Annotated in this window: 19 protein-coding genes; 8 read left to right on the forward strand and 11 right to left on the reverse strand. The window is 72.7% G+C overall.

Features of this window, described 5'->3' with window-relative positions; genetic code table 11:
* Positions 1–1720: FUSC family protein (locus ABZ840_RS19185; protein WP_361561146.1), on the reverse strand; the 1720-nt coding region annotated here is incomplete at its 3' end.
* A gap of 319 nt (positions 1721–2039) precedes the next feature.
* On the opposite strand from ABZ840_RS19185, the gene ABZ840_RS19190 reads away from it, so the two are divergent.
* On the forward strand, positions 2040–2360 hold the full coding sequence (locus tag ABZ840_RS19190) for a hypothetical protein (RefSeq protein WP_361561148.1): 321 nt from the start codon (positions 2040–2042) through the stop codon (positions 2358–2360).
* Positions 2361–2510: 150 nt separating this feature from the next.
* Here the strand turns inward: ABZ840_RS19190 and ABZ840_RS19195 are convergent, their stop codons facing one another.
* Positions 2511–3197, reverse strand: coding sequence for a TetR family transcriptional regulator (locus ABZ840_RS19195; protein WP_361561150.1), 687 nt, complete (start codon positions 3195–3197; stop codon positions 2511–2513).
* A 174-nt stretch (positions 3198–3371) separates the two neighbouring features.
* On the opposite strand from ABZ840_RS19195, the gene ABZ840_RS19200 reads away from it, so the two are divergent.
* Positions 3372–4220: an SDR family oxidoreductase gene (locus tag ABZ840_RS19200; RefSeq protein ID WP_361561152.1), complete on the forward strand. Its 849-nt coding sequence runs from the start codon at positions 3372–3374 to the stop codon at positions 4218–4220.
* Between the two features lie 97 nt (positions 4221–4317).
* Here ABZ840_RS19200 and ABZ840_RS19205 read toward each other — a convergent pair whose 3' ends face one another.
* The 4 genes from ABZ840_RS19205 to ABZ840_RS19220 form a co-directional block, all read right to left on the reverse strand.
* The gene (locus ABZ840_RS19205; protein ID WP_361561154.1) at positions 4318–5223 is read right to left on the reverse strand and encodes a DeoR/GlpR family DNA-binding transcription regulator; all 906 of its coding nucleotides are present in this window, start codon (positions 5221–5223) and stop codon (positions 4318–4320) included.
* 128 nt (positions 5224–5351) lie between these two features.
* Positions 5352–6233: a class II fructose-bisphosphate aldolase gene (locus ABZ840_RS19210; RefSeq protein ID WP_361561156.1), complete on the reverse strand. Its 882-nt coding sequence runs from the start codon at positions 6231–6233 to the stop codon at positions 5352–5354.
* 231 nt (positions 6234–6464) lie between these two features.
* Entirely contained in the window at positions 6465–7370 is a 906-nt protein-coding gene (locus ABZ840_RS19215) for a sugar isomerase (protein ID WP_361561158.1), read from the reverse strand.
* A gap of 233 nt (positions 7371–7603) precedes the next feature.
* Positions 7604–7903: a YciI family protein gene (locus ABZ840_RS19220; protein ID WP_361561160.1), complete on the reverse strand. Its 300-nt coding sequence runs from the start codon at positions 7901–7903 to the stop codon at positions 7604–7606.
* Positions 7904–8076: 173 nt separating this feature from the next.
* Here ABZ840_RS19220 and ABZ840_RS19225 point away from each other — a divergent pair, with 173 nt between their 5' ends.
* Positions 8077–8253, forward strand: a complete 177-nt coding sequence (locus ABZ840_RS19225) for a hypothetical protein (RefSeq protein ID WP_361561162.1) — start codon at positions 8077–8079, stop codon at positions 8251–8253.
* A 93-nt stretch (positions 8254–8346) separates the two neighbouring features.
* Here ABZ840_RS19225 and ABZ840_RS19230 read toward each other — a convergent pair whose 3' ends face one another.
* Together ABZ840_RS19230 and ABZ840_RS19235 are read right to left on the reverse strand one after the other, a co-directional pair.
* Positions 8347–8856, reverse strand: coding sequence for a flavodoxin domain-containing protein (locus tag ABZ840_RS19230; protein WP_361561164.1), 510 nt, complete (start codon positions 8854–8856; stop codon positions 8347–8349).
* Between the two features lie 88 nt (positions 8857–8944).
* Positions 8945–9703, reverse strand: a complete 759-nt coding sequence (locus ABZ840_RS19235) for a response regulator transcription factor (RefSeq protein WP_361561166.1) — start codon at positions 9701–9703, stop codon at positions 8945–8947.
* Between the two features lie 234 nt (positions 9704–9937).
* Here ABZ840_RS19235 and ABZ840_RS19240 point away from each other — a divergent pair, with 234 nt between their 5' ends.
* Positions 9938–11311, forward strand: coding sequence for a deoxyribodipyrimidine photo-lyase (locus tag ABZ840_RS19240; protein ID WP_361561168.1), 1374 nt, complete (start codon positions 9938–9940; stop codon positions 11309–11311).
* Between the two features lie 41 nt (positions 11312–11352).
* Here ABZ840_RS19240 and ABZ840_RS19245 read toward each other — a convergent pair whose 3' ends face one another.
* Positions 11353–12777 carry a carboxylesterase family protein gene (locus ABZ840_RS19245; protein ID WP_361561170.1) on the reverse strand — a complete coding sequence of 475 codons (1425 nt, stop codon included), beginning with the start codon at positions 12775–12777 and terminating at the stop codon, positions 11353–11355.
* A gap of 68 nt (positions 12778–12845) precedes the next feature.
* Between ABZ840_RS19245 and ABZ840_RS19250 the strand changes: the two genes are divergently transcribed.
* The gene (locus ABZ840_RS19250; RefSeq protein WP_361561172.1) at positions 12846–13550 is read left to right on the forward strand and encodes an endonuclease V; all 705 of its coding nucleotides are present in this window, start codon (positions 12846–12848) and stop codon (positions 13548–13550) included.
* Between the two features lie 116 nt (positions 13551–13666).
* On the opposite strand, the gene ABZ840_RS19255 is transcribed toward ABZ840_RS19250, so the two are convergent.
* Complete coding sequence (locus ABZ840_RS19255; protein ID WP_361561174.1) at positions 13667–14854, reverse strand: saccharopine dehydrogenase NADP-binding domain-containing protein; 1188 nt, start codon at positions 14852–14854, stop codon at positions 13667–13669.
* A 218-nt stretch (positions 14855–15072) separates the two neighbouring features.
* A complete protein-coding gene (locus ABZ840_RS19260; RefSeq protein ID WP_361561176.1) occupies positions 15073–15816 on the reverse strand; it encodes an MgtC/SapB family protein in 744 nt (247 codons plus the stop codon).
* A gap of 265 nt (positions 15817–16081) precedes the next feature.
* On the opposite strand from ABZ840_RS19260, the gene ABZ840_RS19265 reads away from it, so the two are divergent.
* The 3 genes from ABZ840_RS19265 to ABZ840_RS19275 all read left to right on the forward strand — a co-directional run bounded on the left by ABZ840_RS19265 (position 16082) and on the right by ABZ840_RS19275 (position 19768).
* Positions 16082–17326 (forward strand): CaiB/BaiF CoA-transferase family protein, encoded by a 1245-nt coding sequence (locus ABZ840_RS19265; protein WP_361561178.1) that lies wholly within the window; start codon positions 16082–16084, stop codon positions 17324–17326.
* A gap of 17 nt (positions 17327–17343) precedes the next feature.
* Entirely contained in the window at positions 17344–18486 is a 1143-nt protein-coding gene (locus ABZ840_RS19270; protein ID WP_361561429.1) for an acyl-CoA dehydrogenase family protein, read from the forward strand.
* Between the two features lie 67 nt (positions 18487–18553).
* Complete coding sequence (locus tag ABZ840_RS19275) at positions 18554–19768, forward strand: acetyl-CoA C-acetyltransferase (protein WP_361561180.1); 1215 nt, start codon at positions 18554–18556, stop codon at positions 19766–19768.
* Positions 19769–19787: the final 19 nt, after the last annotated feature.

A 19787-nucleotide genomic window follows, 5' to 3' on the forward strand; every position in this document is an offset into this window, starting at 1 on the left:
GCCGGTCCCGCGGATCGTCCGGCTGGTTCGCCGTGAGCGCCGGGTCCGTCGCCGGGCTGTTCGGCCGGTCCCGCGGATCGTCCGGCTGGTTCGCCGTGAGCGCCGGGTCCGCTGCCAGGTCGTCCGCCCGGTCCGCTGTGAGCAGGGCGTCCGCCGCCTCCCGGGCCGCGATGACCCGTCCGACCGCGGCCTCGATGCGGTCCGTCGCCCGCCGGTTGGTCACCAGTACGCAGCAGACCAGGCCGATGACCGCGCCGACCACCGTGTCCACCCAGCGGTCGCGTACGAGGACGCCCGCGGGCAGCGCATTGCCGAACGAGGTCAGCAGCAGCGCCATCGGCGTCACGCAGACCGAGCCGAGCCAGTAGTTGCGGGGGATCCACGCCTCCGCGCCGATCTGGAAGAGGATCACCAGCAGCACCATGGCGAGGTGCCCGGTGTGGATCACGGGCAGCAGCGCGGTGAAGAGGAGCAGCCCGAGGAGATTGCCCAGGGAGCGCTGCACGGCGCGCTGCCACGAGAGCGTGGTGTTGGCCTGGAAGACCGAAGCCGCGGTGACGACCGCCCAGTACGGGTGCTCGGAGCCGATGGCCATCGAGGCCCAGCCCGCCAACGTACAGCCGATCATCACCCGCGCCCCGACCGGCAGCAGCGGCGACCCGGGCCGCAACTGCGCGAGGACGGGCCGGAAGCCGCGCCGGTGATCGGGGGAGGGGCGGCGCAGATCCAGCCCGGCTCCGTCCTGATCGGCGGCGATACCGGCCAGCTCGGCGGTCTGCCCGGCATCCAGCGTCACCTCGGGCAGCGGCAGGCCACGCCGCAGGTCACGCGCCCAGGCGTCGAACAGCTCGGCGTCCGCCGCCCGCTCCCCGGCGGGCACGTCCGCCACGGCCAGTACGGATTCGGCCCGGACGAGCAGGCGTTCCAGGCGCGCTCTGGCGGCGTACTTGGCCGCACTGCGGGCCGGTACGAGGAAGATCGTCTGCCACGCGGCGTTGACCGCGGCGGCCGTGGCGTGCCGGGGGCCTGCCGTGGCCTCGGGCGCGGCACGCAGCAGTCCGGCGGCCGCCTCCAGCGCCCGCGCCGTGGCGATCCGCTGCGGCCCCTCCGGCCGTACGAGCCGGGGCGCCATGCACACCAGCCAGGCGACGGCCCCGCCCGCGACGGCGAGCAGCAGGTGGAACGGGATCTGGTCCGGCCGCTGCGGCACGAAGAAGGCCGAGGCCGAGATGAAGGTGATGATGAGGTTGCCGGGCGGCCCGATACGGGTCGCGTCGCACATCATCTTGTGTACCGCGGCCAGCGCCGAGGCGATCACCACCAGCAGCAGGGTGCTGCCGATGAAGGACGAGCCGACCAGGCCGACGGCGAGGCTGGCGATCATGCCCAGGATCACCCACGCGACGGTTCGGGCACGCGCGGCGTACGGCTTGTTGTGCCCGTAGAGCGCACACATCGCGCCGGCCGAGGTGTAGAGGACCAGGTCCATCCGGTCCAGGGCGAGCAGCGCGAGATCCGGTACGCCGATGGCGACGGCCGCGCTGAAGGCCGGCTTGTGCCAGTGCCGGGTCTCCAGCGGCCGCCGGAGCCGCACGGTGCTCCTGACCGGCAGCGGCCGCGCCCGGACGACGCCCCCGGCGTCGGCGTTGGCATTGGTGCTGATGCGGAGGCTCTTCGTGATCCTTTGTCCCAGTCGTGTCGGTCCAGCGTGCTTGCCCATACATAAATATTAGCAGGTGTTTTACTCGTGAATGATTGGCGAGTGTGGCGGCGGTGTCCGTGACGACCTGGTCGTGATCGATGGTGACTGATAGTGACTGGCTGAAGCGGTGGCTTCGGGTCGTCGCCGCCCTCTCTCCCGACCGCCTCATCGGGCGCGTCCGCACGGCAGCACACCGGGAGCACCGCGGGAAGCGTGCCCCCGGTCCGGGCGCCCCCGCCGCCCCCTGGGCCGCAGCGTGCTCCCTTGTACGGTGGGGTGTCCCTTGTCCGTCTCGCGGAAAATGCGATAGTCAAGTGGACCGATCACGGGGGGACCCATGCGTAGATACCTGGCTATAGCCATTGTCGCGGCCATACTGAGCGGAACGCTCGGCATCGCGTCGGCCGAGCCCGCCTCCGCCGCTCCCCGTCACCAGGAGACGCCGCAGTGCGTCAAGGTGGCGAAGTACTACACGAAGAAGCACAAGCGCTACGTACGCCTGAAGAACCTCTGCGCCAAGCGGACCGCCTGCTACACCATCGTCGTCCCGTGGCGCCCCGATCCGCGCGGCCGCCTCAAGAAGGGCACCACGAAGAACGTCCGCTACGGCACCGACCGCGACCCCCGCGCGCTGTACGTCAAGAACCGCTCCTGCTGACCACCGCTCGCGCCGAGCGGCAGGCCACGGGGTGGCCGGAGCAACGGGGCGGCTGGCCACTGGGTGGGGGCCGGCCGCCCGGCGGGGCGGGGGCGAGGCAGGTCGGTCCGGCGTCGCTGGCCGCTCGCGGTCGTCGCAGGCTGTTCGCCGTTACAGCTCGCCGTCGGCCGCCGCGGGCATCGCCCTCCGGTCACCGACCGCCCGTCGGTCATCGATCCGCAAGTACCGCAACGCCCGAGCGGTCAAGACCATGACGTCTTCATCTGTCTGATCTTCGTCTGCCTGATCTTCCGGGCCGTGTTGTTCCCGGGCCCAGAACTCCATCGCCACCGTGAGCGCGTCGATCAGCGCCGCGGCCAGCAGCCGGGTCTCCATGCTGTCGGGGTCCCCGTCGGTGCGCGGGGCGAGAACGGGTGCGAGCCGGTCCTGCAGATCCCGGCCCGCCGCCAGCCAGCGCGTACGGAGTGCCGGCACCGAACCCATCACCCGGAGCAGCCGCCGCGCCCGCTCCGCGTCGGCGAGCCGGCGCAGCGCGGCCCCCTCGGCGAATGCCGCCCCGACGGCCTCGACCAGGGGCTCTTCGGCGGGACGGACGGCGAGCTGGTCGACGAGACCGCTGACGCTCGCCGTGAAGACCGGCGTGAGCGCGTCCTCCTTCGCCGGACAGTAACGGTAGAAGGTGCGCAACGAGATCCCGGCGGCCGCCGCGATGTGCTCGACCGTCGTCGCCTCGTACCCCCGGTCGGAGAACAGCTCGGCCGCCGCCTCGGCGATCATCATCCGGGTCGCCTGGCGCCGGTCTTCGCTGAACGACGGCCGCCCACGCCCCGCTGCCATCCGCGTCGCCCCTTCGCCGCCCTCGTGTGCCGCCGGGCCGTCACTCTGCCACAGTGCCGCGCCCCGGCTTATTGGCATGTCGTGCCACTTAATCTAAATTGGCTGCCGGCCCAGCGAGTTGCCGCTCCATACGCCCCGCCCCGCACCCCGTGCCCCGAGCCACAAGGAGCCGACATGCCCCCTTCCTCTTCCGCTTCCTCCTCCGCTTTCCCTTCCGCCTGTTCCGCTTCTTCCTCCGCTTCCGCTCGTACGTACCTCGTCACCGGAGCTGCGTCCGGTATCGGCAAGGCCACCGCGGACCGGCTGCGCGCCGCGGGCCATACCGTCATCGGGGCCGACCGGACCAGGGAAGCCGACGGTGTCGCGATAGCGGCAGACCTCGCCACGGAGAGCGGCCGTGCCGAACTGGCCTCCCAGGCCCGCGAACTGACCGGCGGCCGGCTCGACGCCGTCATCGCCTGCGCCGGCCTCGCGCACTTCGTGCCCGCCACCGTCCGGGTCAACTACTTCGGTGCGATCGCCACGTTGGAGAGCCTGCGCCCGCTCCTCGCCGCCGGTACCGCCCCACGCGCGGTCGTCGTGGCCTCCGTCGCCGCCGCCCACCCCACCGATCCGGCCATCGTCGAGGCGTCGCTGGCGGGCGACGAGGAGGCGGCGGCCATCGCGGCACAGAACGCCCTCGACCGCGGCGAAGGTCACCTCATCTACGGTTCGTCCAAGGCCGCTCTGGCCCGGTGGGTACGGCGCACGGCGGTCACCGACGACTGGGCGGGCGCCGGTATCCCGCTGAACGCCATCGGCCCCGGCACCGTCCTCACCCCGATGACCGAAGGCATGCTCGCCGACCCCGACCTGCGCAAGGTCGTCGACACCAGCGTCCCGATGCCGCTCAACGGCCACGCCCGGCCCGAACAGATCGCCCCCCTCCTCACCTGGCTCACCTCACCCGAGAACACCCATGTCACCGGCCAACTCCTCTTCGTGGACGGCGGCGCCGAAGCCCTCCTCCACCCCGCTCGCTGAACCCAGGTCCGGCACCCGACGCCCCACGCCCGATGCTCGGAGCCCCACCACCGGCATCGGCCCCTCTCGGTCACCCCACCGGCGGCCGATCCCCGCGTCAGTGAGGATCCGGGGCCGGCGCCGGCGCCGGCGCCGGGGCGGAGGCAGAGGCGGATGCTGAGGCCGAGGCAGAGGCGGAAGGAGCAGCCGAGGCGGGGCCGGAGCCGGCTCGCGACGTCGTGGCGGCGATGACGTGGAGGCCGCGGTCGGTGAATTCCTGCCGGACCGACTCCTCCACGCGGTCGTCGGTGATGAACGTGTCGAACACGTCCGCGTCGCCGACCCGGGCGAAGCAGCGCTCCCCGATCTTGGAGGAGTCCGCGACGACCACGGCCCGCTGGGAGCGTTCGGCCATCAGCCGGTTGATGCGTGCCTCGGCCTCGTCGTGCACCGTGGCGCCCCGCTGCGGATCCACTCCGTTCGCCCCGATGAACGAGATGTCCACGGAGATCTGCTGCAGCACCAGCTCGCTGAACGGCCCGACCAGCTCGAACGACCGCGAGTGCGCGACCCCGCCCGTCAGCACGATCTTGATCTGCGGCCGCACGGCCAGCTCGTTGGCGATGTTGAGCGAGTTCGTGACGATCGTCAGATGCGGCTGCGGCCCGGCCTCCGCGAAGTCCGGCCGGGTCGCGAGCACCCGGGCGATCTCCGTGGTGGTCGTACCCCCGCTCAGCCCGACCACGTCGCCCCGCTCGACCAGTCCGGCCGCCGCCTGGGCCACCGCATCCTTCTCCGCCGCGCGGTGCGAGTGCTTGTAACGGATGGGCAGGTCGTACGCCACGGAACTGAGCACCGCGCCACCACGGGTCCGGGTGAGCAACTGCTGCTCGGCCAGCGCGTCCATGTCGCGACGCATGGTCGCCGCCGACACCTCGAGCGCGGTCGCCGCCTCGTCGACCTCCACCCTGCCCCGTTCCCCGAGCAGCTCCAGCAGGGCGTTCATCCGTTCATGGCGCTTCATGCGAAGACCCTAACCGTCGACATCGCCCCCTCTCCCTCTCCGCCGGCGCAACCCCCTTCCCCGCCCCTCGCCCCCGGCCCAGCCGTCCCCCCCCTGCTCGCCGACTTCGCCGCCACCCGCTCGCCGGCTCAGCCGCAGGCCGGGGTCGCGGGGGCGTACTGGCCGGGGAGTGCCGTCTTCGCGCTGAGCGCGTTCAGCAGCCGGGCCGCCTCCTCGGTCACCGCTTCGCGGGCGGGCTTGAGGTACTTGCGCGAGTCGACCAGGTCCGGCTCCGTGGTCAGCGTCTCCCGGACGGAGCGGGTGAACACCGAGACCAGGTGGGTCGATATGTTGATCTTCGTCATGCCCGCGGCGATCGCCCGGCGCAGCTCTTCGTCCGGCACGCCCGAAGAGCCGTGCAGCACCAGCGGTACCGGCAGTTTCGCGTGCAGCGCCCCGATCAGTTCCTTGTCCAGTACGGCCGTTCGCTCCCGCATGGCGTGCGACGACCCGACCGCCACGGCGAGCGCGTCCACCTCCGTGGCCGTGACGTACGCCAGCGCCTCGTCCGGATCGGTGCGCACGCCGGGTGCGTGGACGCCGTCCTTGCCGCCCACCTCGCCGAGCTCCGCCTCGACGTACACGCCCCGCTCGTGGCACCAGGCGGTCAGCTCCGCCGTCGTCGCCACGTTCTCCTCGTACGGGAGGGCGGAGGCGTCGATCATCACCGAGCTCACCCCGGCCTCGACCCCCTCGTACACGAGCTGGTGCTGCGTGATGTGGTCCAGGTGCACGGCCACCCGTGCGGACGAGGCCTCCGCGAGCGCGAGGGAGGCGCGGGTGATCGGCAACAGACTGCCGTGGTACCGGATGCAGTTCTCGCTGATCTGGAGGATGAGCGGAATGCCCGTGCGCTCGGCGGCGGCGACCAGCGCTTCCGCGGTCTCCAGGTGAATGACGTTGAAGGACATGGCGCCGACCCGTGCCTCATCGGCGGCCCGGACGATCTCTGACGTGGGGACGAGGGGCATGGAGCCGGCCTCCCTGGCGTATGGACGGTCCGTGGATCTCGGGATCTCGGGATCGGGTGATCACGGGATCTCCGGATCCCTGGATCTCGGGATCACGTAGGAGAGTGGGTGGGGGAGGAGCGAATACGGTGGCGGTGCCGGTGAGGCGCGGGTGCCGGTCGATGGGCAGCGGCGAAGCTCAGAGGCGGTGGTCGGGGGAAGCAGGGGAAGTAGGGAAGCGAAGGCCCGCGGTCAGGGAGTCGTCGTCGGGGCGAGCATGACCGAGCGGGTGAGGCTGCGGGGGCTGTCGGGGTCCAGGCCGCGGGCGCGGGCGCGTTCCAGTGCGACGCGGTGGACCAGTACCAGGTCGGCGAGCGGGTCGCGGTCGTGTGCCACGAACCGGGCGCCGGTCCGTACGACGTCGTCGGCCAGCCCTTCCGGTGCGTTGCCGAAGAGCCATGTGACGCGTCCGGGAGCGGCGATGGATATCGGGCCGTGCCGGTACTCCATGGCCGGGTAGGACTCGGTCCAGCTCTGCGACGCCTCGCGCATCTTGAGTGCCGCCTCGTTGGCCAGGCCGACGGTCCAGCCGGTGCCGAGGAAGGAGAACTGTTCGGCGTCGACCCACTCCGGGGCGACCGGCGCGGACAGTGCCTCCTCGGCGTCACCTATCGCGGCGGAGAGGTCCTCGCCCAGATGCGTACGGAGCAGGGCCAGGGCGGTGGTGGCGAACCGCGTCTGCACGACGGAGCGTTCGTCGGCGAAGGGCAGGGCGACCGTCTCGTCGGAGAGTTCCTTCGCCGGGGTGTCCTGGTCGCCGAGCAGGGTCACCGTGGGGATCCGGCCCTGCACGGCGTCGAGTATGCGGAGGACCTCCGTCGTGGTGCCGGAACGGGTGATCGCCACCACGGCGTCGTAACCCCGCTCGGTGCCGAGGAACGCCTCGGAGGCGGGGAAGGCGTCGGTGACACCGGCGCCGGCCGCCTCACGCAGCGCGGCGTACGACTGCGCCATGAACCACGAGGTGCCGCAGCCGATGACGGCCACGCGCCGGCCGGCCTTCGGCAGCGGGCCGTCCGCGCCGCCCAGGCGCACCGCCTCGCGCCAGGTCTCCGGCTGGCTGCGCAGCTCCTGCTCCATGTGCGACATGCCGCTCATCGCTGACCCCGCCCTTCGTCCCCGTCGTCCGCCACTCGGCGTCCATTGCTTGCGTGAATCCCTCGGCTCGTGCACGAAACTGCAACTTTTGGCTTCACTGCAATCAACTGTACGCAGTTTGGCGCCGGGCTGCCATCCCTCGAATGAGTGAGCGGGGTCGTCGGGGCATGAAAAAAGAGGGGTGCGCTCGCCGGAAAACCGGCGCGCACACCCCTCTCGTCAGGCCTTTTGCGTCAGGCGGGCTGCTGCTCGCGGTGGCTCTCCAGGTCCGGGACGGTCTTGGTGGCGATGAACTCGGTGATCCGGTACTCGCACACGCCGGCCGTGACGAACGGGTCCTCCTGGCTGATCCGCTCCGCCGTGGCGCGGTCCTCGACCGAGGCGAGGATGACGCCGCCGTCGCGCGGCTGCTTGCGGCCGGAGGCGAGGAAGTGTCCGGCGGCGTAGTGCCGGTCCAGCCAGGCGACGTGCTCGTCGAGCGCGGCTTCCACGCGGTCGAGAGGGGCGGTGTAGGTCAACTCAAGTACGAACATCCTTGAAATATAGGACAGGTGTTGCACCGGCTCGTGGCGGGGCGGTACGGCGCGGAGCAGGACGGATGGCGCTCGTGGTCCGTTCGCAGCAGCGCCGGGGGCGTCGCGTGGCGGGTGGTCGGCCCGCGGCCGAGGATGGAGCCGCACTGGTTTCCTCACGGGAAGGAACAGCAATGATGCGACGTCTCACGGTCATGCTCGCCGCCGTCTTCACCGCAGGACTGCTCGCCACCGGGTCCGCGGTCGCGGCACCCGCGGACGAACCGGACCAGCTGACTCCGCGGGAGCAGGCGGGCCTGGACTTCGCCGGCAACGTCCTCGGCTCCCTCTTCGGCGGCGGCCAGCGCTGACCCCTCCACCGCACCCCGGTGGAGCCGGCCGGCCGACTTCCCCGGCCCTGCTCCCGTACGCGTCGCCCCGCCGCACCCGGCAGCCCCGCCCCGTCAGGAGTCGCTCACCTCGTTCGCGATGTGATGCGCCCAGTCGCGGACCCGGGACACCTCCCGGTGGTCGGCCGAGAAGTCGCCAGGGGCCGTCGAGCGGGTGAACGGGACACGGGGGAGCCGGCCGGTCCGGCCACCGATCGTGAGGTGGCCGCGGGCCCCGGTGCGGTCCATGGCCCGGATCGCGCCGCGGACCGACGGCGCGTCGGCCCCGCCGCTCGCCGACGCGTCCGCCGAGCCGGGTCCGTTGCTGAAGAACCAGACGGCGCGGGAACGCAGTTGCGCCGCATGCCGGCGGGCGAAGCGGCGGGCTTCGCGGTGCCACCGGCCTCCGCGCAGCTCACCGCCGAGGACGACGGCGTCGTACGGGCCCACGCTCACGATCTCCGCTGCGGGGCGCAGTTCGGTGTCGAAGCCGTCCTCCCGTAGTGCGGCGGCGATTTCCTCCGCGATGCCCTGGGTGGACTCGGACGAGCTTCCGTAGGCGATCAGGACGCGGTACGGGGCCATGGACATTCCTGAGGTTTCCGGGTGATGCCTGGAGTGCGGGGCGATGCGGGTCGCGGCCTGCGGAGCAAAGGGGCGAAGGGGCCCGTGCTCAACGGTGGCCGGGTGGCTCCTCGCGCTCCCGTACGCGTTCGGCGATGACCGCGGCCTGGATGCGGCGGCCGACCTTGAGCTTGGTGAGGATCGCGGAGATGCGGTTCTTCACGGTCTTCTCGGCGAGGTAGAGGCGCTCGGCTATCTGGCGGTTGGTCAGGCCCTCCCCGATGAGGTCGAGGATCTGCCGCTCCCGTGGGGAGAGCCGGGCCAGCTCGGGCGGGCCGGCGGGGACGGCCGGGCCGCGCACCCGGGCCAGTACGCGGGCGGTGGCGCCGGGGTCCAGCATCGACCGGCCCGCCGCCACCGTCCGTACGGCCGTCACGAGGGCCGAGCCCTTGATCTGCTTGAGCACGTAGCCGGAGGCGCCGGCCATGATGGCGTCGAAGAGGGCCTCGTCGTCATCGAAGGACGTGAGGATCAGGCACGCCAGGCCGGGGAGCGCGACGCGCAACTCGCGGCACACGTCGATGCCTTCGTGGTCGCCCGCCTCGGCACTGGAGCCGAGGCGTACGTCGAGCACGGCGACGTGCGGCCGCAGCGCCGGGGCCCGGGCGAGCGCCTGGCGGGCGTCGGCCGCGTCGCCCACGACGGCCATGTCCGGCTCGTCCTCCAGGAGGTCGCGCAGGCCGCGGCGCACGACCTCGTGGTCGTCCAGCAGGAAGACCCGTATCGGCGGCTCTCCGGAGTGCCCCGTGTCGCCGCACTTCGAAGTCGTGCGTACGGCTTCGTTCCTGTCCGGTTCGTCGGTCGCCATTGCCGGCCGCCCTTCCGCCGCCCCGCTCCCGTGCTGTCCCTTCCCAGCCTTGTACGTGAGGGCGTTCCCCACCATGCCCTGACCGGCCTCTTCGAGGGGCGTGAGCGGAGGGGGCATCAAGGAGAGGGGCCGGTGCCCTCGCAAGCAGATCGCGGGCGGCGTGGCGTAGAGCGGTGAGCAGGGCGGCACGGCATCGTGGGGCGTCAACGCACCTTCCTGAACCGGAGTACCACCATGACCGTGTCCGTCGTCCTGTTCACCGCCGATCTGCGGGTGCACGATCAGTCTGCATTGCGCGCGGCCTTGAAGCAGGGGCGGGAGGTGGTGCCGCTCTTCGTGCGGGACGATGCCATCGGTGCAGCCGGCTTCGCGACGCCGAACCGCTCGGCGTTCCTGGCCGATTGCCTGACCGCCCTCGACGCGGCGCTCCGGGACCGGGGCGGCCGGCTGGTGGTGCGGTCGGGCGACGTGGCCGAGACCGTGTGCAAGGTCGCCGCCGAGGCGGATGCCGCCGATGTGCACATGTCGGCCGACGTCAGCGGCTACGCCCAGCGCCGCGAGGACCGGCTGCGCGCCGCACTGGCCGCCGACGGCCGGCGGCTGCACGTCCATGACGGGGTCGTGACCGCCGTACCGCCCGGTGCGGTCACCCCGCAGTCCAGGGACCACTTCGCGGTGTTCGGCGCGTACGCCCGGAAGTGGGAGCAGCAGAGCCTCCGCAAGCCGCTGGGCGCCCCGCGGACCGTCCGGGTGCCGAACGGTATCGGCTCCGAGAAGATCCCGTCCCGGAAGGCCGTCAAGGGCGTCTCTGAAGGGCTGACGAGCGGCGGCGAGGCCGAGGGCCGGGCCCGGCTGTCCGCGTGGAGCCGCGACGGCATGGACGCCTACGAGGACCGGCACGACGACCTCGCGGGCGACACGACCTCCCGGCTCTCCCCGCACCTGCACTTCGGGACGGTCTCCCCCGTGGAGGCGGTGCACCGGGCGCGCACGAAGGGTGGCGCGGGGGCCGAGGCCTTCGTACGGCAGCTCTGCTGGCGGGACTTCCACCATCAGGTGCTGGCCGCCCGGCCCCGGGCGGCGGCCGAGGAGTACCGCACGCAGCACGACCGCTGGCGTACCGAGAAGGGGGCGCGGGCGGAGGTCGAGGCCTGGCAGCAGGGGCGGACGGGCTATCCCGTCGTCGACGCCGCCATGCGGCAACTGGCCCACGAGGGCTGGATGCACAACCGCGGGCGGCTGCTGACCGCGAGTTTCCTGGCCAAGACGCTGTACGTGGACTGGCGCGCCGGGGCCCGGCACTTCCTGCGCCTGCTGGTCGACGGCGACGTGGCCAACAACCAGCTCAACTGGCAGTGGGTGGCGGGCACCGGCACGGACTCCCGGCCCAACCGCGTCTTCAACCCCGTCACCCAGGGCAAGCGGTACGACCCGGACGGCGCCTACGTACGCCGCTGGGTTCCCGAACTCGCCGGGATCGAGGGGCGCGCGGTCCACGAGCCGTGGAAGCTGCCCGCACGGGAGCGCGCACAGTACGACTACCCCGACCCGCTGCTCGACCTCGCCGACGGCCTGTCCCGCTTCCGCCGCGCCCGCGGCAAGGAGTAAGACCGCGGGCACGGCGTCCGGCGCCCGGCTCCTCGAAGGGGTCAGAAGCGCATGACCTCCGGGGACGGCCCGGGCAGCCACGGGCCCCAGAGGGAGAGCCCGTGCGCCTCGGGGGAGCCGGTGGCGGTGAAGGCGGCGAGGGCACCGCCGAAGGCGCGGGCCAGTGCGCGGTCGTCGTCGCCCACGGGGCCGAGCATCGGCGCTTCGGGGTACGCGTCGAACGTGCCGAAGAGGAAGGGCAGCTCGGCGCAGTGCGTCGCCCCGAGGCCGTGCGGGTCGGGTACCGGGCGGCGGGTGAAGCGGTACACGTGGGCGGGGACGCCCCGGGCCGCACGATGGGCGGCGATCTCGGTGACGCCGTCGCCGAAGAGCCGGGCGGTGAGCCGACCGACGCCGGACCGGTCCACACCGTCGAACGACAGGAACGCCGTCATCTCGTCCTCCGTGGCGCCGATCAGCAGCTCCTTGCCGCCCAGCGCGCCGTCGGCGACGGCGTCCTGCAAGGCGTGCGGCAGGCCCGGCCCGCCGAGCACCGGGTACATCGGCGGTGCCACCTCGCCCGGCCGGGCCGTACGGGCGGCCAGTTGCCCGTACGCGGCCACCAACTGCCCGGCGGGCAGCGCGCGCAGCGCCTTGCCGAGCGCGGTGGGGGAGCCGTCCGGATCGATGCCGAGGATGCGCAGGTAGGCGGCGGTGCGCTCCGCGGCGTCCGTCGGGGCCTGCGGGCGCAGTCCCCACGGCCCCGACTGGGCGATCACCCGGTGCACCAGGCCGCCGGTGTCCGGGGCGAGGGCGAGCGAGAGGGCCGACCAGGCGCCCGCCGACTGGCCGCCGACGGTGACGCGGCCGGGATCGCCGCCGAACGCCGCCACGGTGTCCCGTACCCAGCGCAGGACGGCGGCCTGGTCCTGGTTGCCCAGGTTCGCGGCGCCGATGGCGGGCAGGTGGAGGAAGCCCAGCGGGCCCAGCCGGTAGTTGGCGGTGACCACGACGATGTCCCCGAGTGCGGCGAGCCGCGCGCCGTCGTACCAGTCCCAGCCGCCCGAACCGCTGGTCCAGCCGCCGCCGTGGAACCACACGAGTACCGCGCGGGGCCGCGCTCCGGGGGCGAGCGCGGCGGCGGGCGTCCACACGTTGAGGTTCAGGCAGCCCTCCTCGTCCCAGTCCGCGGCGCGCGGCCCCATCACGGCCTCCAGCCGCGAAGCGGCCTGCGGCGCCGAGGGCCCGGACCGTGCCGCGTCGCGCACGCCCGGCCAACCGGGGTGCGGCCGGGGCGGCGCGAACCGCCGCTCGCCCACAGGAGATGCCGCGTACGGGATCCCCCGGAAGGCGGCGACAGCCACCGCTTCACCCTCGGGGCCGGGCGTCAGGGGCTCTCCGTGCACGGGTGTCGGCGTCTCCCGTACGCCGCGCACCGCGCCCCGCTCCGTGACCACGACCGGACGCGCTTCCTCCGGCACCGTCATCGCTGCCTCTCCTGTCCCTCGGTCCGTCTCTCACCCCGTCACGGAGGCCCGGTAGCGTGGGCGCCACGATGACGAGCAACGGAACCGTCTCCCGCGACGACGAACTGCGCAACTGGCCCGCCGACGAGGCCGCGGCCCGTGCCGCCCAGGACCGGCTGCGCCCGCACGTCATCCTGGACGAGCCCGGACCCGAGCCGGGTTTCGCGGGCACGGTGGTCGGAGTGGACGTCGCGTACGACGACGAGCGGGGCGTCGTCGCGGCCGCGGCCGTCGCGCTCGACGCCCGCACGCGCGGCGTCGTCGACGAGGCGACGGCGGTCGGCCCGGTGTCCTTCCCGTACGTCCCCGGGCTGCTGGCCTTCCGGGAGATCCCGACCGTGCTCGCCGCGCTCGACCGGCTCGCCCGCGTACCGGACCTGGTGGTCTGCGACGGCTACGGGCTCGCCCATCCGCGCCGCTTCGGGCTGGCCTGCCACCTCGGGGTGCTCACGGGGCTGCCGGTGATCGGTGTCGCGAAGAACCCGTTCACCTTCACGTACGAGGCGCCGGGACCGGAGCGGGGCGCCACCTCCCCGCTGCTGGACGGCGGCGAGGAGGTCGGCCGGGCCCTTCGGACGCAGCCGGGCGTGAAGCCGGTCTTCGTGTCCGTGGGCCACCGTGTCGGCCTGGACCGCGCCTGCGCCCACACGCTGGGGCTGGCGGCGTCCTACCGTCAGCCGGAGACCACCCGCGCGGCCGACGCACTGTGCCGCCGGGCGCTCGCGGAGGCCTGAGACGCTCACGGAGACCTGAGACGCTCGCTGACGCCTGAGCCGTCGCGCAAGAGCTGGGAGCCCCCGTACGGCGCCGGAGATGCGGCGCCCTGCGTACGGGGCCCGTACGGCCCGTGTCAGCCCTGCTGCTCCACCACCCGGAAGCGCAGCCCGGCCCGCTGCAGGCGGCCCGTGAGCGCGTCGCCCATCGCGACCGCCGACGTCACCTGCCCCGCGGAGTCGGGGAGTTCGTCGTACGCCAGGCAGAGGGCCGACTCGGCGAGCATCTTCGCCGTCTCGTCGTACCCCGGGTCGCCGCCCGACACCTCGGTGACGACCCGCCGGCCGCCGCCCTCGCCCACGAAGCGGACCTTGAACCAGCTGTGGGCGCGGCGCTCCTCGTCCGGCCCGTCGCCCGGCGCGAGCCGTGCCGACAGCCACCGGCGCGCGGGCGGGACCTGCGCCGCACCGTACGCGGCGCCCGCTCCCAGTACGCCGCCGACCACCGTGGGAAGCCGCCTGACGCCGGCGTAGTGGCGGTAGCGGAAGTCCGGCCCGTACCGCTCCAGGGCCGCCGCGGAGCGGCCGATCACCTGCGGGTCGAGGGTCGGCAGCGGCACGCCCCAGACGCCCTGCTCACGGGTCGGTGCCCCCGGAACGGCGCGCACCGTGCGGCCCACCGGGCGGGGCTCGACGCGCTGCCGCTCCCGCGCGGCGCGCACCATGCCGAGCGGCCGCGACATCACCGTGAGCGCGGAGGCCAGGGTGCCGCCCGAGAAGGTGGCGTTGGTGCGGACGATGCCGGTCATGCGCAGCGGTACGCCCTCGGGCAGCAGCCCCACCGTGTAGAGCACGCCGAGGTCGTGCGGGACGGAGTCAAAGCCGCAGGCGTGCACCAGGCGGGCGCCCGAGGCGCGTGCCGTCTCGTGGTGGCGCACGTACATCAGGTCGATGAACTCCGGCTCACCGGTCAGGTCCACATAGTCCGTACCCGCCTCGGCGCATGCTGCGACCAGCGGTTCGCCGTACTTCAGGTACGGGCCGACGGTGGTGGCCAGCACCCGGGTGGCGGCGGCCACGGCCCGCAGCGACTCGGGGTCGGCGGCATCGGCGTGCACGAGGGGCAGGTCGGCGCAGGCCGGGTGGCTCGCCGCCAGTTCGGCGCGGAGCCGCTCCAGCTTGCTCTTGTCACGCCCGGCCAGCGCCCAGCGGCAGCCTTCGGGGGCGTGCGCGGCGAGGTAGGCGGCGGTGAGCCGGCCCGCGAAGCCGGTGGCGCCGAAGAGGACGACGTCGTACGTCCGTCCCGCGTCGTCCTGTCGTGCCATGGTGCGGCCCCTTCGGTGTGAGCGCCGGTGCGGGCGCGTTCGGTGCGGTCGCCTTCAAGGTGCGTGCGCAGTCGTTCACGTATGCGCGCAGTGGGTCAAGGCACTCGCGCAGTCAGTGGTCGCACGCTATGGATCAGTTGTACATGGCGTCAACACGCCCCTTCGGACGCTGCGGAGTTCGGCACCGCAGGCGCTCAGCTTCTACAGCTGAGCCGCCCTCACTCAGTGCGGTCCGACTCGCGGCCCAAGGTGATGCCGCGGACGCCCTCCAGTTCGGAGAGGCGTTCCACCAGGTCGTGTGCCGAGGCGGTGCCCTCCAGTCCGAGGAGGACTTCCGAGGCGACCCGGTCGGGGGCTTCGGGGTCGGTTTCGACCTGGACGTCGGTGACCTGGAAGCCGCCGCTGGTGCACATCTCCAGCATGCGGCCGAGCAGGCCGTGCTGGGCCCGGTAGGCGAGTCGCAGTTCGAAGCGCTCGACGGACGGGGCCGGCGCGATGCGGTCGGTGACCTTGGGGAAGCCGCGGACGACCAGGAAGTGCACGGCCGTCGACGCGAGCGCCAGCAGCGGCAGTCCGCCGCCGCAGGCCATGCCGATGGCGCAGGTGAGCCAGACGGTGGCGGCCGTGGTCAGGCCGCGCACCGCGTCCTTCTTCACGAAGATCAGGCCACCGCCGATGAAGCCGATGCCGGAGACGACCTGCGCCGCGACCCGGGACGGGTCGAGCCCGATGCCGTCGATGCCGGTGACCGCACCGAAGCCGTGGATCGACACCTCCATGAAGAGCGCGCTGCCGACGCCCACGAGGGTGTGCGTGCGCAGGCCCGCGCTCTTCTGGCGCGCCTCACGTTCCAGCCCGATGAGGGAGGACAGCAGCAGCGCGATGGAGAGCTCGGCGATCTGGCGCCAGCCCTGGCCGGAGCCGGGATCGAACAGTGCGGCGGCGAGGTGCGTGTAAGACATCCGGCCATTGTCACCACGGCCTCCCGGCAGGCAATGGCGGCGGGTCCAACCCGCCCGCAATGCCGCCCGGAAAGCCCTCGTCCCACGGCCCCCGAACCGGCCCTCCCACCGGCCACCGAATCCGCCCTCGCGCCGGCGACCGAGCCCGATCCCCAACCTGCCCTGAGGGGGCTTGTGGAAAGTGGAACACGTTCTTAACATCACGAGTGTTACAGCATTGGTGTCACAGACGGCGTCACAGGCAGTTTCACAGACAGGGGGCTCGATGGCGCAGACAGGGAACGGCCCGCTGAGCGGAGTACGGGTGGTGGAACTCGCCGGGATCGGGCCGGGCCCGTTCGCCGCGATGCACCTCGCCGACCTCGGCGCCGACGTCGTACGCGTGGACCGCCCGGGCGGCTCCGGCATCAGCATCGACCCGGCGCACGACCTCACCAACCGCGGCAAGCGCTCGGTACTGGTGGACCTGAAGGCCCCCGAGGGGCCGGAGCAGGTGCTCGACCTGGCAGAGCGGGCCGATGTGCTCATCGAGGGGTTCCGGCCGGGCGTCGCCGAACGGCTGGGCGTCGGTCCCGAGGACTGCCTCGCCCGCAACCCCCGCCTCGTCTACGGGCGGATGACCGGCTGGGGCCAGGACGGCCCGCTCGCCGACACCGCGGGCCACGACATCGGCTACATCGCGCTCACCGGCGCCCTCGGCATGACCGGCACCGCCGACGGCCCGCCCGTGGCCCCCGCCAATCTCCTCGGCGACTACGCCGGCGGCTCGCTCTACCTCGTCATCGGCATCCTCGCGGCCCTCCAGCACGCCCGCACCGAGGGCGGCAGCGGCCAGGTCGTGGACGCCGCGATCGTCGACGGCACGGCCCACCTCACCACCATGATCCGCGGCATGCTGGAGGCCGGCGCCTGGCAGGACCGCCGCGCCGCCAACCTGCTGGACGGCGGGGCGCCCTTCTACGGCACGTACGAGACGGCCGACGGCGGCCACATGGCGGTCGGCGCGCTGGAGCAGCGGTTCTACGCCGAGTTCCTGCGGCTGCTCGGCATCGCGGACGAGGCGCCCCCGAGAGAGGACCTCGCCAAGTGGGGCGAGCTGCGTACGGCCATCGCCGACCGATTCCGTACCCGTACCCGGGAGGAGTGGACGGCCGTCTTCGAGGGGTCCGACGCGTGTGTGTCCCCCGTGCTGTCCCTGCGCGAGGCGCCCGCCCACCCCCATCTCGCCGCCCGCGGCACCTTCGTGGAGCACGCCGGGCTGACCCAGCCCGCGCCCGCGCCGCGCTTCTCCCGTACGCCGGGAGCCGTGCGCGGCGGCCCCGCCCTGCCCGGCGCGGACACCGAAGCGGTGGCCCGCGACTGGGACGTCCCCGCCCTGACCACCGCACACCCCGAGGGCTCGACCGCCGCACGCCCCGAAGCCCCGACGACCGCACAGCCCGAAGGCCCGTCCACCGCACACCCCGAGAACCGGCCCGGCGCCGGCCCCGAGGAAGGCCCGCAGCGATGACCCAGCAGCCGGCGCAGCTGAAGCGCCAGATCTACACCGAGGACCACGACGCCTTCCGGGAGACCGTGCGCACCTTCCTGAAGAAGGAGGTCGAGCCGCACTACGAGGAGTGGGAGAAGGAAGGCATCGTCAGCCGGGAGGCGTGGCGCGCCGCCGGTCGGCAGGGGCTGCTGGGGCTCGCGGTGGCCGAGGAGTACGGGGGTGGCGGCAACCCCGACTTCCGCTACAGCGCCGTACTGGCCGAGGAGTTCACCCGGGCCGGCGCCGCGGGCCTGGCCATCGGCCTGCACAACGACATCATCGGCCCGTACCTCACCTCGCTGGCCACCGAGGAGCAGAAGCGGCGCTGGCTGCCCGGCTTCTGCAGCGGCGAGATCATCACCGCCATCGCAATGACCGAACCGGGCGCGGGCTCCGACCTCCAGGGCATCAGAACGACCGCGGAGGACCGCGGCGACCACTGGGTGCTGAACGGTTCCAAGACCTTCATCTCCAACGGCATCCTGGCCGACCTCGTGGTCGTCGTCGCGAAGACCACCCCCGAAGGGGGCGCGCACGGACTCAGCCTGCTGGTCGTCGAGCGCGGCATGGAGGGCTTCGAGCGCGGCCGCAACCTCGACAAGATCGGCCAGAAGTCCCAGGACACCGCCGAGCTGTTCTTCAACGACGTACGCGTGCCGAAGGAGAACCTCCTCGGCGAGCTGAACGGCGCGTTCATCCACCTGATGACCAACCTCGCGCAGGAGCGGATGGGCATCGCCGTCGCCGGGATCGCCGCCGCCGAACACCTGCTGGAGATCACCACGCAGTACGTCAAGGAGCGCGAGGCGTTCGGCCGGCCGCTGGCCAAGCTCCAGCACGTCCGCTTCGAGATCGCCGAGATGGCCACCGAGTGCGCCGTCACCCGCACGTTCCTGGACCGCTGCATTGTCGACCACTCGGCCGGGCAATTGGATGCCGTACACGCCTCGATGGCCAAGTGGTGGGCCACCGAACTGCAGAAGCGGGTGGCCGACCGCTGTCTGCAGCTGCACGGCGGGTACGGCTACATGAACGAGTACCGCGTCGCCAAGGCGTTCACCGACGGCCGCATCCAGACGATCTACGGCGGCACCACCGAGATCATGAAGGAGATCATCGGCCGCTCGCTGCTCGGCTGACGGGGCCCCCGACCCGGCCGCCCCTCTGTTACGCACGGCTCACCCTCATCTTGAAAGGCTCCACACCGTGACTTCCGAAGCGTACGTGTACGACGCGATCCGCACCCCGCGCGGGCGCGGCAAGGCCTCCGGTGCGCTGCACGGCACCAAGCCGATCGACCTGGTCGTCGGCCTGATCCACGAGGTGCGGCGGCGCTTCCCCGACCTCGATCCGGCCGCCGTCGACGACATCGTGCTCGGCGTCGTCGGCCCGGTCGGCGACCAGGGCTCCGACATCGCCCGGATCGCGGCGATCGCCGCCGGGCTGCCCGACACCGTCGCCGGCGTACAGGAGAACCGCTTCTGCGCCTCCGGCCTGGAGGCCGTCAACATGGCGGCCGCCAAGGTCCGGTCCGGCTGGGAGGACCTGGTCCTGGCCGGCGGCGTGGAGTCGATGTCCCGGGTGCCGATGGCCTCCGACGGCGGCGCCTGGTTCAACGACCCGATGACCAACTTCGACACCAACTTCGTCCCGCAGGGCATCGGTGCCGACCTGATCGCCACGCTCGGCGGCTACAGCCGGCGCGACGTCGACGAGTACGCCGCGATGTCCCAGGAGCGGGCCGCGGCGGCCTGGAAGGACGGCCGGTTCGAGCGGTCCGTCGTCCCCGTCACCGACCGCAACGGGCTCACCGTCCTGGACCACGACGAGCACATGCGCCCCGGCACCACCGCCGACTCGCTCGCCGGCCTCAAGCCCTCCTTCGCCGCCATCGGCGACATGGGCGGGTTCGACGCGGTGGCGCTGCAGAAGTACCACTGGGTCGAGCAGATCGACCACGTCCACCACGCCGGCAACTCCTCCGGCATCGTGGACGGCGCCTCGCTGGTCGCCATCGGCTCCAAGGAGGTCGGCGAGCGCTACGGCCTGACCCCGCGGGCCCGCATCGTCTCCGCCGCGGTCTCCGGTTCCGAGCCGACCATCATGCTCACCGGGCCCGCGCCCGCCACCCGCAAGGCCCTCGCCAAGGCCGGCCTGACCATCGACGACATCGACCTCGTGGAGATCAACGAGGCGTTCGCCGCCGTCGTCCTGCGCTTCGCCGCCGACATGGGCATCGGCCTGGACAAGGTCAACGTCAACGGCGGCGCCATCGCCATGGGCCACCCGCTCGGCGCCACCGGCGCGATGATCCTCGGCACCCTCGTCGACGAGCTGGAGCGCCAGGACAAGCGCTACGGCCTGGCAACCCTCTGCGTCGGCGGCGGCATGGGCGTCGCCACCGTCATCGAGCGCCTCTGACCGTCCGTCCCGAACCCCT

The sequence above is a fragment of the Streptomyces sp. NPDC047117 genome (assembly GCF_040643545.1).
Classification (GTDB): Bacteria; Actinomycetota; Actinomycetes; order Streptomycetales; family Streptomycetaceae; genus Streptomyces.

What these genes read in the sequence shown, in the direction of transcription:
- ABZ840_RS19190 (WP_361561148.1), top strand. Translation starts at nt 2,040, where the DNA reads ATGCGTAGATACCTGGCTATAGCCATTGTCGCGGCCATACTGAGCGGA.
- ABZ840_RS19195 (WP_361561150.1), bottom strand. Translation starts at nt 3,197, where the DNA reads ATGGCAGCGGGGCGTGGGCGGCCGTCGTTCAGCGAAGACCGGCGCCAG.
- ABZ840_RS19200 (WP_361561152.1), top strand. Translation starts at nt 3,372, where the DNA reads ATGCCCCCTTCCTCTTCCGCTTCCTCCTCCGCTTTCCCTTCCGCCTGT.
- ABZ840_RS19205 (WP_361561154.1), bottom strand. Translation starts at nt 5,223, where the DNA reads ATGAAGCGCCATGAACGGATGAACGCCCTGCTGGAGCTGCTCGGGGAA.
- ABZ840_RS19210 (WP_361561156.1), bottom strand. Translation starts at nt 6,233, where the DNA reads ATGCCCCTCGTCCCCACGTCAGAGATCGTCCGGGCCGCCGATGAGGCA.
- ABZ840_RS19215 (WP_361561158.1), bottom strand. Translation starts at nt 7,370, where the DNA reads ATGAGCGGCATGTCGCACATGGAGCAGGAGCTGCGCAGCCAGCCGGAG.
- ABZ840_RS19220 (WP_361561160.1), bottom strand. Translation starts at nt 7,903, where the DNA reads ATGTTCGTACTTGAGTTGACCTACACCGCCCCTCTCGACCGCGTGGAA.
- ABZ840_RS19225 (WP_361561162.1), top strand. Translation starts at nt 8,077, where the DNA reads ATGATGCGACGTCTCACGGTCATGCTCGCCGCCGTCTTCACCGCAGGA.
- ABZ840_RS19230 (WP_361561164.1), bottom strand. Translation starts at nt 8,856, where the DNA reads ATGGCCCCGTACCGCGTCCTGATCGCCTACGGAAGCTCGTCCGAGTCC.
- ABZ840_RS19235 (WP_361561166.1), bottom strand. Translation starts at nt 9,703, where the DNA reads ATGGCGACCGACGAACCGGACAGGAACGAAGCCGTACGCACGACTTCG.
- ABZ840_RS19240 (WP_361561168.1), top strand. Translation starts at nt 9,938, where the DNA reads ATGACCGTGTCCGTCGTCCTGTTCACCGCCGATCTGCGGGTGCACGAT.
- ABZ840_RS19245 (WP_361561170.1), bottom strand. Translation starts at nt 12,777, where the DNA reads ATGACGGTGCCGGAGGAAGCGCGTCCGGTCGTGGTCACGGAGCGGGGC.
- ABZ840_RS19250 (WP_361561172.1), top strand. Translation starts at nt 12,846, where the DNA reads ATGACGAGCAACGGAACCGTCTCCCGCGACGACGAACTGCGCAACTGG.
- ABZ840_RS19255 (WP_361561174.1), bottom strand. Translation starts at nt 14,854, where the DNA reads ATGGCACGACAGGACGACGCGGGACGGACGTACGACGTCGTCCTCTTC.
- ABZ840_RS19260 (WP_361561176.1), bottom strand. Translation starts at nt 15,816, where the DNA reads ATGTCTTACACGCACCTCGCCGCCGCACTGTTCGATCCCGGCTCCGGC.
- ABZ840_RS19265 (WP_361561178.1), top strand. Translation starts at nt 16,082, where the DNA reads ATGGCGCAGACAGGGAACGGCCCGCTGAGCGGAGTACGGGTGGTGGAA.